12 protein-coding genes are annotated in these 14,547 nt (G+C 65.8%); 6 read left to right on the top strand and 6 right to left on the bottom strand.

Annotation, left to right across the window (positions count from 1 at the left end; all coding sequences use genetic code 11):
* Window positions 1-59 precede the first annotated feature (59 nt).
* From ACWPWT_RS07195 to queF, 3 genes are all read right to left on the bottom strand, one after another.
* Window positions 60-2,330 carry a glycosyltransferase gene (locus ACWPWT_RS07195; protein ID WP_454279131.1) on the bottom strand — a complete coding sequence of 757 codons (2,271 nt, stop codon included), beginning with the start codon at window positions 2,328-2,330 and terminating at the stop codon, window positions 60-62.
* Between the two features lie 203 nt (window positions 2,331-2,533).
* A complete protein-coding gene (locus ACWPWT_RS07190) occupies window positions 2,534-2,791 on the bottom strand; it encodes a DUF333 domain-containing protein (protein WP_454279130.1) in 258 nt (85 codons plus the stop codon).
* 77 nt (window positions 2,792-2,868) lie between these two features.
* The gene (queF, locus tag ACWPWT_RS07185) at window positions 2,869-3,309 is read right to left on the bottom strand and encodes a preQ(1) synthase (protein ID WP_454279129.1); all 441 of its coding nucleotides are present in this window, start codon (window positions 3,307-3,309) and stop codon (window positions 2,869-2,871) included.
* A gap of 21 nt (window positions 3,310-3,330) precedes the next feature.
* Between queF and ACWPWT_RS07180 the strand changes: the two genes are divergently transcribed.
* From ACWPWT_RS07180 to ACWPWT_RS07155, 6 genes are all read left to right on the top strand, one after another.
* A complete protein-coding gene (locus ACWPWT_RS07180; protein ID WP_454279128.1) occupies window positions 3,331-4,863 on the top strand; it encodes a cryptochrome/photolyase family protein in 1,533 nt (510 codons plus the stop codon).
* 190 nt (window positions 4,864-5,053) lie between these two features.
* Window positions 5,054-5,899, top strand: coding sequence for a sulfurtransferase (locus tag ACWPWT_RS07175; protein ID WP_454279127.1), 846 nt, complete (start codon window positions 5,054-5,056; stop codon window positions 5,897-5,899).
* A 5-nt stretch (window positions 5,900-5,904) separates the two neighbouring features.
* Window positions 5,905-7,101 (top strand): cystathionine beta-lyase, encoded by a 1,197-nt coding sequence (gene metC / locus ACWPWT_RS07170; protein WP_454279900.1) that lies wholly within the window; start codon window positions 5,905-5,907, stop codon window positions 7,099-7,101.
* On the top strand, window positions 7,098-8,390 hold the full coding sequence (locus tag ACWPWT_RS07165) for a mechanosensitive ion channel family protein (protein WP_454279126.1): 1,293 nt from the start codon (window positions 7,098-7,100) through the stop codon (window positions 8,388-8,390). Before metC ends, ACWPWT_RS07165 begins: the two co-directional genes overlap by 4 nt.
* Before the next feature lie 196 nt (window positions 8,391-8,586).
* The gene (locus tag ACWPWT_RS07160; protein WP_261268806.1) at window positions 8,587-9,423 is read left to right on the top strand and encodes a TorF family putative porin; all 837 of its coding nucleotides are present in this window, start codon (window positions 8,587-8,589) and stop codon (window positions 9,421-9,423) included.
* Between the two features lie 168 nt (window positions 9,424-9,591).
* Window positions 9,592-10,740, top strand: a complete 1,149-nt coding sequence (locus tag ACWPWT_RS07155) for an energy transducer TonB (protein WP_454279125.1) — start codon at window positions 9,592-9,594, stop codon at window positions 10,738-10,740.
* A gap of 60 nt (window positions 10,741-10,800) precedes the next feature.
* On the opposite strand, the gene ACWPWT_RS07150 is transcribed toward ACWPWT_RS07155, so the two are convergent.
* From ACWPWT_RS07150 to ileS, 3 genes are read right to left on the bottom strand one after another with little or no spacing between them, the layout of a single operon-like run.
* On the bottom strand, window positions 10,801-11,214 hold the full coding sequence (locus ACWPWT_RS07150) for a DUF3035 domain-containing protein (RefSeq protein WP_261268804.1): 414 nt from the start codon (window positions 11,212-11,214) through the stop codon (window positions 10,801-10,803).
* Window positions 11,207-11,713, bottom strand: coding sequence for a signal peptidase II (gene lspA, locus ACWPWT_RS07145; RefSeq protein WP_454279124.1), 507 nt, complete (start codon window positions 11,711-11,713; stop codon window positions 11,207-11,209). The genes ACWPWT_RS07150 and lspA overlap by 8 nt, the downstream gene beginning before the upstream one ends.
* Complete coding sequence (gene ileS, locus ACWPWT_RS07140; protein ID WP_454279123.1) at window positions 11,706-14,537, bottom strand: isoleucine--tRNA ligase; 2,832 nt, start codon at window positions 14,535-14,537, stop codon at window positions 11,706-11,708. The genes lspA and ileS overlap by 8 nt, the downstream gene beginning before the upstream one ends.
* Window positions 14,538-14,547: the final 10 nt, after the last annotated feature.

The raw sequence follows: 14,547 nt of genomic DNA, 5'->3' as shown, positions 1-14,547 counted from the left end.
GCTACCGTCTCGCCACTTTAACCAAAAACGCTTGTCCCATCCCCTTTGCGCAAGGCGTTTCAGGCGATGTGACGATCGGCTCCTGCCATGGTTGCGGCGGAATGGCAAAGGCTAGCAATGGCGCAATTCGCCAGTTGCAGCGCAAGGATCGATTCGGCGCCCTGGTTCCGGTTGAGCCCGGTCGGCATCAACCCGTCGAAACAACCGCCGTCATGCGCGGTCGCCAGCGGCAGGTCGAGGTCGTTGGCCCCCAGGAACCAGCCATAGGCCCGCTCGGCTTCGGCAATCCAGCGCGGATCGCGCGTGGCGGCATAGGCCGAATGACAGGCCTCGACCGTCGCCTGCGCCTCCAGCGGCTGCTGGTCGAACTGCAACGGTTCGGCATAGGGGCGGCCGAAGCTCTCGCTGCCGACCGCGCGGAAGCGGCCTTCGGGCGAGGTCTGCTTGGCTACGATCCATTCGAGCGTCGAAATGCCGCAATCGATCAGGTCCTGCCGCCCCAGCGCACGCCCCGCCTCGATCAGCGCCTGAGGCACGCGGGCATTGTCATAGGCCAGCACGATCTCGAACCACTGCCATTCGGGCCGCCGTGCCTCTTCCAGCAGGGCGAGATGCAGGTCGGGCATCTTTTCGAGGATCGAGCGGGCAAGCTGGTGCCCCGGCCGCGCCTCCAGCATCGCGGCGGCGCCCAGCATCGCAAAGGCCTGGGCCCGCAGCGATCCCAGATCCAGCGCCAGCGAGGCGGTGGCATCGAACCACATCTGCGCCCAGTCGCGATGCTTGGCCAGTTGCGCATCGCGCGCGGTGATGCCCAGCGCCCAGAGGGTGCGGCCATTGGAGTCTTCCGACCCCACATCCTCGCACCAACTCCGGTCGAAGCGCATGAAGTTGCGATAACGGCGCGCTTCCGGGTTCCAGGCATATTGCAGGAACGAGGCGTAGATGGTCGTCCACTTGTCGCGCGTGACGGGGTCGATGTCCGGCGCCTGCGTCATGAAGATCAGCGCGCGGGCATTGTCGTCGATGCAATAGCCATGGCGGCGATCGGGCACCGAATAGATGGCGTGCTGCAGCATGCCGGTCGAATCGCTCATCCGCTCGACAGCGGAGAGGTCGGGCGACAGCGGCTTGATCGCGCTATGCTGCCCCGTCGCGATCCGGCGAGGGCGGGTGGTGATCGCGGTGCCGATCTGCTTGATCGCCCCTTCGGCCAGGCGCGGCCAGATCATGGTACGGCCACGGGCATAGGCACGGCGGGAGATATGATCACGGGCGCGCTCGTCGGTCAGCAGCCGGTCGATGTCGCGCGCAAAGGCCTGGACATCGCCAAAGGGTACCAGCACGCCATGCTCGTCCGCCAGAATCTCGGTCGCATGGACATAAGGCGTGGAGATCACCGCCTTGCCCACGCCCACGGCGTAGGACAGCGTCCCGCTCGTGATCTGGGCGGGGTTGGTATAGGGGGTGGCGTAGATGTCCGCCGCCTGGAGGTAATCGAGCAGCTCGTCATGCTCGACAAAGGCGTCGATGAATTCGACATTGTCCGACACGCCCAAAGTCGCCGCCAGCGCTTTCAGCCGGTCGCGATACGCCTCGCCCTCATGCGCGATCAGATTGGGATGCGTCGCACCCAGTACGACGTAGAGGAGTTCGGGATGGTTCTTCGCCACCGCCGGGAGAGCCTCGATGATCGTCTCGATCCCCTTGTTCGGCGCGAGCAGGCCGAAGGTCAGCACGACCTTGCGGCCTTCCCAGCCGAAACGCGGTTTCAGCGCGTCGGGCGACATGAGTTCGCGATCGGGCACACCGTGCGGGATCATCGCGATCTGGCGCGGATCGGCGCCATAGACCCGCTTGAGGATGTCGCAGCCCTTGTCGGCCATGACGATGATCTTGGCGCAACGGCGAAGCAGCCCCTCCATCACCCGTCGCTCGTCGGCCGAGGGCTTTTCCAGCACCGTGTGGAGCGTGGCGATCACCGGCAGCGTGGTGCGGTCGAGCAGCGCGAGCAGATGTTCGCCCGCCGCGCCGCCATAAATGCCATATTCGTGCTGGACCCAGATGGCCTGCGCGCCGCTCGCCTCGATCCGGCGGGCCATGTCGATATAGGCCGAGCGCTCATTCTGCGGAATGGCGGCCGTCACCGCCGGGGGATAGGCGTAACGGCCGGGATGATCGTCCATCGCATAGACGTCGACCGCCAGATTGGGATAGCGATCGCGAAGGGCCGAGTAGACGTCGGTGGTGAATGTCGCGAGCCCGCATTGCCGGGGCAGGAAGTTTCCGATCAGCGCCAGTCGTTCGATCACGGTTCCGTTCGCATCCGCCATATTGCCAGTCCTTGAAGCACGACATGTCGGGGCGGGTTTCCCACCGGACACATCGTTTCAAGGTTAACCCGCATTTGGCAGGAAGGTTGCAGACCGTATTACATATTTGCTGCACCGCAACCGTGTCTGGCGACCGGGCGCTGCAAAGGCCCGGTCTGCCGACGAAAAGGGCCGCTCAGGACCCTATTGCGAGGCGGAATATCCTATCGAAAGGGATTGTGACGGGGCGACGGCTTCTTGCCATCTAGCATCCGGTACAGCGTCCATTCCTCGACGATCTTCTTGCCGGGCAGATAGCACAGACCAATCTGCGCCTTGTCCGGCAGGGTCGCGACAACCGAGCGCCCACCCATCTTGCCGCAGAAGACTGAAGCGGGGTTGGATATGGCCTGTGCCGTGGCCGGTGCCGCAACGACGAGGCAGACAGGGGCAAGGGCGGCGATCGTCAACGTGGTCTTCACGACGGGTCCTCTATCTATGAGGCGACCCGTTTATCATGACACGCTGAACGACCGCTGACCGGCCCGGCCGAGGGCCGTCAGCCGCGGCCGCGATAGCCCGCGACGCCCTGGTCGGGCAGCCAGAGATCGGCGGGCGGGGCCGAGGACTGCCAGAACACGTCGATCGGGATGCCGCCGCGCGGATACCAATATCCGCCGATGCGCAGCCAGACCGGCTTCATCTCCTCGAACAGGCGCTCGCCGATGCCGACGGTGCAATCCTCGTGGAAACCGGCATGGTTGCGAAAGCTGCCCAGGAACAATTTCAACGACTTGGACTCGACGATTGACTCGCCGGGCACATAGTCGATGACGAGATGCGCGAAGTCCGGCTGCCCCGTCACCGGGCAGAGCGAAGTGAACTCCGGCGCGGCGAACCGGATCAGATAGGTACGCCCCGGTCGGGGGTTGGGAACATAATCGAGCACTGCCTCTTCCGGGGAAGCGGGCAGCGCGCTGGTCTGGCCGAGATGCTTCATGAAAGGCCATGTAGGATAACCATGCCCAAATCGCCAACGCTGATCCCCATTCTCGGCGACCAATTGTCGATGGATCTTTCGGCCTTGGACGGCGCGGACCCGAAACGCTCGGTCCTGCTGATGATGGAGGTGGCGGATGAGACGGGCTATGTCCGCCATCACAAGGCCAAGATCGCCTATATCCTGTCCGCCATGCGCCACCATGCCGAGGCGTTGCGAGAGGCAGGCTGGACGGTCGATTACATCAGGCTGGACGACGCCGACAATGCGGGCAGCTTCACCGGCGAGGTCGCGCGCGCGGTCGAACGCCACAGCCCCGAGCGGATCGTCGTCACCCAGGCGGGAGAATGGCGCGTCGCCGCCATGCTGGAGGCGTGGGAAACGATATTCGGCATTCCCGTCGACATCCGCCCCGACACCCGCTTCATCGCGACCCAGGCCGAATTCGAACAATGGGCGGAGGACCGCAAGGAACTCCGCATGGAGTATTTCTACCGGCTGATGCGGCGCAAGACCGGGCTGCTGATGAAGGGCGACAAGCCGGAGGGCGGAAAATGGAATTACGATGCCGACAATCGCAAGCCCGCGCCCAAAAAGGACGTTCCACCCGAACCCCTGCGCTTCGTCCCCGACCGGATCACCCGCGAGGTGCTGGAGATGGTCGCCGCACGGTTCGACAACCATCCCGGCTCGCTCGACGGCTTCGCCTATGCGACCACGGCGGAGGACGCGCAGAAACAGGCCGAGGCGTTCATGGCGAACGGCCTGCCCAAATTCGGCGACTATCAGGATGCGATGCTGACCGGACAGCACCAGCTCTGGCACTCGGTCCTGTCGCCCTATATCAATTCGGGGTTGCTCGACCCGCTCGAACTCTGCCGGATGGCAGAAGGGGAATATGAGGACGGGCGTGTCAGCCTCAATTCGGTCGAGGGCTATATCCGCCAGATCATCGGCTGGCGCGAATATGTGCGCGGGCTCTACTGGCATGTCGGGCCGGACTATGTGAACCGTAACGCCCTGCGCGCGACCCGGCCGCTGCCCGGCTTCTACTGGACAGGCGAGACCGACATGCACTGCATGGCCGAGGCGCTGGGCCAGACGCTCGATACTGCCCATGCCCATCACATCCAGCGGCTGATGGTGACGGGCAATTTCGCCATCCTGATCGGCGCGGACCCGGCGGAGGTGCATCGCTGGTATCTGGAAATCTATATCGACGCCTATGAATGGGTCGAGCTGCCCAATGTCGTGGGCATGAGCCAATTCGCCGATGGCGGCATCATCGCCTCCAAGCCCTATGTCTCGTCCGGAGCCTATATCAACCGCATGTCGGATTATTGCGGGGCGTGCCGCTATGACGTGAAGCAGCGGGTGGGCGAGAACGCCTGCCCGTTCAACGCGCTCTATTGGGATTTCCTGGCGCGGCACGAGGAGCGTTTCGGCGAGAATCCGCGCATGGCGATGCCCTATCGCAACTGGAACCGGATGGAGGAGGAGGAGCGGACAGCGATCCGGGCGCAGGCGGCGGGGTTTCTGGACGGGTTGGGGTGATTCCCTTTCCCTTCGACTTCGCTCAGGCTGAACGAGCGAGGGAGGAAGTCATTCACAACATCCGTTCAGCCTGAGCGAAGTCGAAGGCCACGTCCCACCCTCCCACCGGCCGGTAGAGGCTTGCGCGCTCCCGCTTGCGACCCCGCCCCCAACGCGCCTAGGTACGGACCCACCGACCGAGGAGCCTAGGATGCCGCCACTCATCACCCCGGAAGACCTCGCCGCGATGGCGGGCGAAGCGGATGTGCGCATCCTCGACGTCACCTATTTCCTCGACGATCCCGGCGACGCGAAGGCACGCCGCGGGTTCGAGGACGGGCATATTCCCGGCGCGCGCTTCCTGGCGCTGGGAGGGCTGGCCGATCCCGACAGCGACCTGCCGATGACCCTGCCCATGGCCGAGCATTTCGCCCATGCAATGAGCGAGGCGGGCGTCGGCCATGCCGACCGGATCGTCCTCTACGACCGTTCCCCGCTGCACAGCGCGGCGCGGGCCTGGTGGATGCTGACGCTGTTCGGCGCGAAGTCGGTCGCCCTGCTCGATGGCGGGCTGGAGGCTTGGACCGCCGCGGGGCATCCGGTCATGACGGGCCCGGCGGGCGCGGTCGATACGCCCGGCCTCTTCGTCGCCCATGCCGATCTGGCCCGGCTGCGCACGCTCCGCGAAGTCCATGCCCATGTCGATGCCGGGGACGCGCAGATCGTCGATGCCCGCTCGCCCGGCCGCTTCGCCGGTGCCGAACCCGAACCCCGCCCCGGTGTCGAGCCGGGCCATATTCCGACCGCGCTGAACCTGCCCTATTCGCGCCTGTTCGAGGCGGGTGGCCGGTGGAAGTCGCGGGACGCCATCGCGGCCGAATTCGCCGCCGCCGGGGTCGACCCGACCAGGCCGATGGTCGCCACCTGCGGATCGGGCATCACCGCCTGCGTGCTGGCCTTCGGGGCCGAGCGGATCGGCGGGACGATGCCGGTCTATGACGGCAGCTGGACCGAATGGGGCTCCGACCCCAGCACCCCCAAAGCGAAAGACGCGTGACGCCGATGACCGACGACGACCTGCCCATCAAGCCCGCCACCCGTCTCGTCCAGGCGGGCCGCCGCGCGGAATGGACGAAGGGCGTGGTCAACGTCCCCGTCTGGCGCGGCTCAACCGTGCTGTACGACAATGTCGCGCATATGCGCGCCACCGGTGCGGGCAACCTGCACGAAAAGCTGTTCTACGGCCGCAAGGGGCTGCCCACCCAATGGTCGCTGGCCGATGCGCTGACCAGCCTGGAGCCGGGGGCGGAGGCGACCTTCCTCTACCCTTCCGGCGTGGCGGCGATCGCGGCGGCGCTCTTGTCGGTCTTGTCGCCGGGCGACGAATTGCTGCTGGTCGACAGCGCCTATGATCCGACGCGCGGGCTCGCCACCGGATTGCTGGCGCGGATGGGGATCACCACGCGTTTCTACGACCCGCTGGTGGGGGCGGGCATTGCCGAGTTGATCGGTCCGGCCACCCGCGCGATCTTCCTCGAAAGCCCCGGCTCGCTCAGCTTCGAGGTGCAGGACATTCCCGCCATCGTCGCGGTCGCCAAGGAACGCGGGATCACCACGATCCTCGACAATACCTGGGCGACGCCGCTGTTCTTCCCGGCAATCGAGAAGGGCATCGACCTGACGGTGCTGGCCTGCACCAAATATGTCGTCGGTCATTCGGACGCGATGTTGGGATCGGTGACGGCGTCCCCGTCGCACTGGACCGCACTTCGCGACACCAGCTTCCAGCTGGGGCAGGTCGCCAGTCCCGACGATGCCTATCTGGGCAGCCGGGGCTTGCGCACCATGGGGGTGCGGCTGGCGCAACATCAGCAAAGCGCGCTGACCATCGCGAAATGGCTCTCCGAACAGCCGGGGGTGGCGCAGGTGCTCCATCCCGCGCTCCCCTCCTGCCCCGGCCATGCGATATTCGCGCGCGATTTCCTGGGGTCGAGCGGGCTGTTCGCCTTCGTCCTCGACGGCGGCAACGATGCGGCGCGCACCGCGATGCTCGACGGGCTGGCGCATTTCGGACTGGGGTTCAGCTGGGGCGGTTATGAAAGCCTGGCCATCCCCGCCGACCCGCACCGCTATCGCAGCGTCACCAAACGCGATTTCGCCGGACCTTTGATCCGGTTGCAGATCGGGCTGGAGGACACCGACGACCTGATCGCCGACCTCGACCGGGGGCTGGCCCGCTTCCGGGCCGCACGCGGATGACGCTGATCGAATGGCTCCAGGCGAGCGGCATCGAACTGCCGACCCGCATGGAGGCCATGGAAGCCGGAATCGCCTCCGCCCTGACGCTGGCGATGCTGGCTGGCGGGGTGGTGGCGGGACGCAGGATCGGCCCGCACGTCGCCGGGCTGGTCCAACGCTTTGCGGTCGCGCATGGCGAGCCGTTGCACGCGCGCATCTGTGCGATCACCCGGCATCTGACCGCCGCGTTCCTGCTGATGACGCTGGGCGCGATCTGGCCCTGGGAATCGCTGGCGGGGGTTCCGATCGGGCTGGCGCTGGGTGCGTCGGTGGCGCGGGCGGGGTTCCAGTTGCTGCGCGGGCTGAACCTGCCGCGCTGGCTGGCCTGGGTCTTTGCCATCGTCTGTTTCGTTGCGCTGTTCAGTCGCGAGATCGGCGGGCTGGAGCCGGTCACGCGGCTGGCCGAACAGATCGGCTTCACCGTGGGCTCGCGGCGATTCTCGGTCATGCTGCTGGTGACGATGCTGGTCACCGTGGTCACGATCCTGGCCGTGACCCGCGCAGTCACCCGAATCACCGAGCAATGGATCGGCCATGCGCGCGGGCTGGACCCCACGCAGAAGCTCCTGGCGCAGAAGCTCGCCAGCATCGCGATCGTCGTCATCGCCTTTTTCTTCGCGATGGATCTGCTGGAGATCGATCTGACCAGCCTGGCGCTCTTCTCGGGCGGGTTCGGTCTGGCGATCGGCTTCGGCTTGCAGAAGACGATCGGCAATCTGATCGCGGGGATCATCCTGTTGATGGATCGCTCGATCAAACCGGGCGACGTCATCGCGCTGCAAAGCGAGATCGGCTGGGTCAACAAGATCGGCGTGCGCGCCGTTTCGATCATCACCCGCGACGGCAAGGAGCATCTGATTCCCAACGAGAATCTGATGACTCAGGAGGTAGAGAACTGGTCCTATTCCGACCGCAACGTCCGCGTCCGCATTCCCGTGTCTATCGCCTATGACAACGACCTGAAGCTGGCCCAGGAACTGATGCTGCGTGCCGCCCGCGAATCACCGCGCGTGCTCAAAAGCCCCAAGCCGACCGTCTGGCTGATGAGCTTCGGCGACCATGCACTCCAGCACGAGATATTGGCATGGATCAGCGACCCCGAAAGCGGGGTCGGCAATGTCCGCTCCGATGTGCTCAACCGCTTGTGGTTCCTGTTCAAGGAGCATGGCGTCGGCCTGCCCTATCCACAGCGGGACATCCATATCCGCTCACTGCCGGGCGGGGTGCGGCATGAAAATTTAGGCGGATAACCTGTGTTATTCGCGCAACATCGCGTCACATGAAAGCCATTCGGTGTTAGATTATACTTGTGCGGCGCATCATGCCCTGCCAATCCTTCGGTCCTCGCAACGGATGACGGCTCGCCGGGCTCGCCCCGACATATAGAAGCCGCACCGACGCGGGGTTGCAGGTGAGAACATCGAATTTCCGTTTGAAAGGGAAACGATGCGCTTCTCCACGATCCTCCTTGGCGGCCTCTCGCTGGTCGCCGCGACGCCCGCCTTTGCGCAGGACAGCGGCACCGAAACCGCACCGCCCTCACCCATCACGGTCAGCGGCAGCGCGGCGATCCTGACCGACTATCGTCTGCGCGGCGTGTCGCAGACCAACAAGAACGCCGCCGTCCAGGCCGCGCTGACCATCGCGCATGAAAGCGGCTTCTACATCGGCACCTTCGCGTCGAACCTGGCCGGCTGGGGCACGTTCGGCGGCGCGAACATGGAGCTGGACGGCATTGCCGGGTACAAGCACACCTATGGCACCGCGACCGCCGATGTCGGCGTCACCTGGTACACCTATCCGGGCGGCGCGTCGGAAACCGATGTGGTCGAATTCTTCGGTCGCCTGTCAGGCACTGCCGGTCCCGCCACGCTGACTGCGGGCGCCTATTATGCGCCCAAGCAGACCTCGCTGGGCAACTTCTCCAACACCTCGTACAGCCGGGGCCAGCGTTGGGATAACATCTATCTGACCGGCGACGGCGCGGTCGGCATTCCCAGCACGCCGATCACCGCCAAGGCGCATATCGGCTATTCGAAGGGCAATCCGGGCCTGGGCCCGAACGGCACCAGCCTGTCGCCGACCGGCAGCTATTGGGACTGGTCGCTGGGCGCCGATGTCGCGGCGTACAAGAACCTGACCTTCAACGTGTCGTACATCGACACCGACATCACCAAGTCGAAGGCGGCCTATATCCAGCCGAACTTCTCGCAATATCAGACGCCGGGGGGCGCCTCGATCTCGGATGCGACGGTGGTGTTCTCGTTGACGGCCGCATTCTAAACGACATGGCTTTTCGGGGGTGAAGGGGCGGTGCCGGGAACGGCGCCGCCCTTTTCCATTTATGCCTTGGCTTCCGCAAGATGGCCTCCATAGACTGGCCGCGCCGATCCGGGTTCGGGCGTGCCGCAGGCGCGGATCGTGCATCGTCCAGCGAGTGGAGCGTCCGTCATGCCGCGTGCCTTACGCCTGATCGCCTTTATCTCCCCCATCGTGGCCACCTTCGGCGCAGGGCTGTCGGCTTTTCCCGGCCAGGCATCGGTTCCGGCTCCACCCACCGATCGCTCGCTGGTCGGCTGGACGCCCGGTGCGGTCCGCTGCGGGACCAGCATCGTCCCGGGGCAGCCCATCCGACGCCCGTGGAACACGCTCGCCTGGGGCACGCCGCCATCGTCGGACAGCATCACCTATCGATTCGACATCGACGCCAGCGGACGCCCGGTGTCGATCACGCGCGAGGCCCCGCGATTCATTCCTTTTGCCGAGGATGTCGGCCCCGCCTTGGCCGTCAGCCGCTTCGCCCCCGGCGCGCCGCAGCAGGGCTGCACCGTGACCTTCACCAAATGGAGCAGCACGCTGGCGCAGGCGGACGTGATCGAACTCATGTCCTATACCGTCCATCCCGACGCGGGCGTGCTGCCCAAGCCGGGCTGGGATCGTATCCGCAGCGTGGCGGGCAGCTGTTTCGACACGCCCTATCCCCAACCGCTGGTGCGCCGCTTTCCCGATTTTGCGGCGCTCCCCGCAACTCCGGGCGTGCCGAGCTGGTCGATGATCGCCTATGATCTGGATGCGGGCGGGAAGCCGTTGCGGCCACGCGTTTTCGCGGGCACCGGCAATGCCGCGCTCGACAAGGCATCGCTTGCCGCGATCCGCGGGTCGCGCTTCACCAGGGGCGCACGGACGGGCTGTTTCTATCCCTTCCGCCGGGCCCCCGCCAAGCTCGAAGCCCCGGCCATGCCGCAGGTGATTCACGACGCAAAAGTGGAGGGCGGGACCTGTCCCGACGAGCATGGCTGGACCAGCCCGCCGCAATTGCGCTTCTCCGAACCGTGGCGCCGCCGCTCGATCGAGGGCTGGGCGGTGATCCGCTATGACGTCGCCACCTGGGGCGAGTTGGGCAATATGAAGGTCATCGCCGCCCAACCATCCAGCGAATTCGGCGAGCAGGCGATGAACGTCCTGCGCACCGCCCGCTTCGCCCCCTCGGCGCGAGGCTATGTCGGTTGTGTCGACCGGGTGAAGTTCGTGATGGGGCCGGAGAATAAGTCCGCCATCAATGACGACGGCGAAGGCACACCGCCGCCGCCTGCCTATTGAGCAAGGAAAAGGGGCCGGGAAGCATCCGCCTCCGGCCCCTTTTCACCACATCCATCGGGATCAGTTGGTGGCGGCGCGCGCGTCCTGACCGTCGCCTTCGGGTGCGGCGACGATGTCGCGGGTGGTCGCGCCCTTGTCGACCACATTGGTCGCCGGATCGCCGACCGACGAGCGGATGCCCGGATCGGCGCTGTCGGCCCCGGCATTCTGCACCAGACCATATTCCGACTGGCTGCGCGCCGCCTGACCACCGAACAGCGCGTCCAACGTCTGCTGCTGGCCGCTGCGGGCCTGGACCGGCGCGGCGCCCGGCTGCGGCGGGACCAGCGCGAAATCGGGCGGGATGATCAGCGAGGGCTGACGTGCGACGGCGAATTCGTCGGGACGCGCCCGGTCGAGGCCGCGCCCGGCCCCACATCCCGTCAGCAACGCGGCGCAGGACAGACCTGCGATGACGGGCACCAACTTACGCATTGCTCTTCTCCACAGGAGCGGGCCGGTCGCGCACGAGAAGCGCGCGCGCCAGCAGAACCAGAACGCCTATCGTAATCGCCGCATCGGCGACATTGAAGACCAAAAAGGGACGCCACTCGCCGAAGTGCAGATCGGCGAAGTCGACGACATAACCGAAGCGCACCCGGTCGAGGATATTGCCCAGCGCCCCGCCCAGCACGCAGCCGAGCGCGACCTGGTCGACCGGGTTGCGTTCGCGGGTCATCCAGAAGGCCACCGCCAGCGCGATCGCGCCGGTCATCGCGACCAGCGCCCAACGCGAGGCGTTGCTGTCGGCGGTCAGCAGGCCCAGCGAGATGCCGTAATTGGGGACGAAGCGCAGGTTGAAGATCGGCGCGATCTCACGCACGTCGCCCAGCGCCCGCAGGCCCATCGGTCCGGTGATCGCCCATTTGATGACCTGATCGAGCAGGAACAGCGCGACCGCCGTCACCAGCCCCAGCCGGGGGAACTTAGCCATGCGCGACCACCTCGGCGCAACGGCCGCACAGATCGCCATCGACCGCCACATCGGGCAAATGCCGCCAGCAGCGGCCGCATTTGTGCTTCGTGGTGCGTGTCACCGTCACCGCATCGGCCTGCGCCACATCGGCGACGATGAACGCCTCCGCCAGCGCCTGGGCCTCCAGCGGCAGCGACGGCACCGTCACCTCGGCCTCGTTGGACGACCGCACCGTCTTTTCGCGGCGCAGCGGTTCGATCGCCTCCGTCACCTGCGCGCGAAGCCCGCGAGTCTCGGTCCAGCGCGCGATCAACGCCTCGTCCTCGCCCAGTTGGGGCAGCACCGGCCATTCGAGCAGATGGACCGAACCCTCTTCCGACGGGAAGCGCGACTGCCACACTTCCTCCGCAGTAAAGCACAGGATCGGCGCGGCATAGCGGACCAGCGCATGGAACAGGATGTCGAGCACGGTGCGATAGCTACGCCGCTTCGGATCGGTCGCGGCATCGCAATAGAGCGAGTCCTTGCGGATATCGAAGAAGAAGGCCGACAGGTCCTCATTCGCGAAATCGGTCAGCGCGCGTAAGTAGCGGTTGAACTCATAGGCGTCGGCCGCACGACGCAGCTCGGTGTCGAGGGCGGTCAGGCGGGCCAGGACGTAACGCTCCAGCTCGGGCATCGCGTCGAACGAGATGCGCTCCTCTTCCGTGAATCCGTCGAGCGCGCCGAGCAGATAGCGGAAGGTGTTGCGCAGCTTGCGATAGCTGTCCGAGGCGGTGGCGAGCACCTCCTTGCCGATGCGCACATCCTCGAAATAATCGGTCGAGGCCGTCCAGATGCGCAGGATGTCCGCGCCCGACTCGCCGATGATCTTCAACGGATCGACGACATTGCCCAGCGACTTGGACATTTTACGGCCCTGCCCGTCGAGCGCGAAGCCGTGGGTCAGCACCGCGTCATAGGGCGCACGCCCACGCGTACCGCACGACTCGAGCAGCGACGACTGGAACCAGCCGCGATGCTGGTCCGAGCCCTCAAGATACAGGTTCGCGCGGGTGCCCTCGCCATAGCGCGCCTCGATGACGAAGGCATGGGTCGAGCCGGAGTCGAACCACACGTCGAGAATGTCGTTGACGGGCTCGTAATCGGCCAGGGCGTAATCGGCCCCGAGCAGAGACTGATGGTCGGCGGTGAACCAGGCGTCCGCCCCGCCCTCGCGGAAGGCGGCGATGATGCGGGCGTTGACCGACTTGTCGTTCAGATATTCGCCGGTCTGGCGGTTCACATAAAGCGCGATCGGCACGCCCCAGGCGCGCTGGCGGCTGATGACCCAGTCGGGACGCCCCTCGACCATCGACCGGATGCGGTTGCGGCTGCGCTCGGGCACCCAGCGGGTCCGCTCGATCGCGTCGAGCGCGGTTTCGCGCAGCGTCGCACCGTTGCTCGCCGGCAGGGTGAGGAGCGGCGTCACGCCCGAGATCGGATCGACATTCGCCATCGCCACCGTGGGATCGAACGTCGCCTCGGCCCGGTCCATCGGGATGAACCATTGCGGCGTCGCGCGGAAGATCACCTTGGCCTTGGAACGCCAGCTATGCGGATAGCTGTGCTGGAAATCGTCCGACGCCGACAGCAGCGCGCCGACTTCGCGCAGGTCCGAACAGATCGGCCCTTCGGCGGAGACGAACTTCTTGTTGATGACGCTGCCCTGGCCGCCCAGCCAGGCCCAGTCGGTGCGATAGGTGCCGTCGCCCTGCACCGCGAAGACGGGGTCGATGCCATGCGCCTTGCACAGCAGGAAGTCGTCCTCGCCGTGATCGGGGGCCATGTGGACCAGGCCCGTACCTGCGTCGGTGGTGACGAACTCGCCCGCCAGGAACGGGCGGGGCTTGGCGAAGAAGCCGCCCAGCGCGTGCATCGGGTGCTTGGCCGTCGCGCCTTCCAGCACCGGCCCCTTCACCAGACCGATAAAGCCCTTCATCGTGATGCCGGTACGCTTGGTGAAGGCGGGCAGCAGCGGCTCGGCAACCAGATAGCGGCGGCCATCGCATTCGAAGTGCAGATAGTCGATCGCCTCGCCATAGCTCAGCGCCTGGTTGACCGGGATCGTCCACGGGGTCGTCGTCCAGATGACCGCCAGCGTGCCGACAAGATCGGGATATTCGGGGCAGGATGCGACCTCGAACCCGACATCGATCTGGGTCGAGACGATGTCTTCATATTCGACCTCGGCCTCGGCCAGCGCGGTCTTTTCGACCGGCGACCACATGACCGGCTTGGCACCGCGATAGAGCTGGCCCGATTCGGCGAACTTCAAAAGCTCGCCGGCGATCACCGCCTCGGCGTCATAGGTCATGGTCAGATAGGGGTTGGCCCAGTCGCCCATGATGCCCAGCCGCTCGAACTGCGCCTTTTGCGTGCCGACCCAGGTATCGGCATAGGCGCGGCACTCGGCGCGGAACTGCGCGACGGGCACCTCGTCCTTGTTCAGCTTCTTGGCGCGATACGCCTCCTCGACCTTCCACTCGATCGGCAGGCCGTGGCAGTCCCATCCGGGGACGTAAGGCGCGTCCTTGCCCATCAGGCTCTGCGAACGAACGATGATGTCCTTCAGCACCTTGTTGAGCGCATGGCCCATGTGAATGTCGCCATTCGCATAGGGCGGACCGTCATGCAGGATGAACCGCTCGCGCCCCTCCCGCTCGCGGCGGAGGCGGTCATACAGCCCCATTCTGGCCCAGCGATCCAGAATCGCCGGTTCCTTGGCGGCAAGCCCCGCCTTCATGGGGAAATCGGTCTTCGGCAGGAAGACGGTGTCGCGATAATCGGGCGCGTCGGTCATAGGGGACACG

It is taken from the genome of Sphingomonas sp. Marseille-Q8236 (assembly GCF_965112005.1).
The sequence above is the reverse complement of the archived record's forward strand: the minus strand, read 5'-3'. Positions and strand labels throughout refer to the sequence as shown.

Bases quoted from the DNA above. Each gene is read 5' to 3' on its own strand.
- ACWPWT_RS07195 (WP_454279131.1), bottom strand. From the start codon at position 2,330: ATGGCGGATGCGAACGGAACCGTGATCGAACGACTGGCGCTGATCGGA.
- queF (WP_454279129.1), bottom strand. From the start codon at position 3,309: ATGAAGCATCTCGGCCAGACCAGCGCGCTGCCCGCTTCCCCGGAAGAG.
- ACWPWT_RS07180 (WP_454279128.1), top strand. From the start codon at position 3,331: ATGCCCAAATCGCCAACGCTGATCCCCATTCTCGGCGACCAATTGTCG.
- ACWPWT_RS07175 (WP_454279127.1), top strand. From the start codon at position 5,054: ATGCCGCCACTCATCACCCCGGAAGACCTCGCCGCGATGGCGGGCGAA.
- metC (WP_454279900.1), top strand. From the start codon at position 5,905: ATGACCGACGACGACCTGCCCATCAAGCCCGCCACCCGTCTCGTCCAG.
- ACWPWT_RS07165 (WP_454279126.1), top strand. From the start codon at position 7,098: ATGACGCTGATCGAATGGCTCCAGGCGAGCGGCATCGAACTGCCGACC.
- ACWPWT_RS07160 (WP_261268806.1), top strand. From the start codon at position 8,587: ATGCGCTTCTCCACGATCCTCCTTGGCGGCCTCTCGCTGGTCGCCGCG.
- ACWPWT_RS07155 (WP_454279125.1), top strand. From the start codon at position 9,592: ATGCCGCGTGCCTTACGCCTGATCGCCTTTATCTCCCCCATCGTGGCC.
- ACWPWT_RS07150 (WP_261268804.1), bottom strand. From the start codon at position 11,214: ATGCGTAAGTTGGTGCCCGTCATCGCAGGTCTGTCCTGCGCCGCGTTG.
- lspA (WP_454279124.1), bottom strand. From the start codon at position 11,713: ATGGCTAAGTTCCCCCGGCTGGGGCTGGTGACGGCGGTCGCGCTGTTC.
- ileS (WP_454279123.1), bottom strand. From the start codon at position 14,537: ATGACCGACGCGCCCGATTATCGCGACACCGTCTTCCTGCCGAAGACC.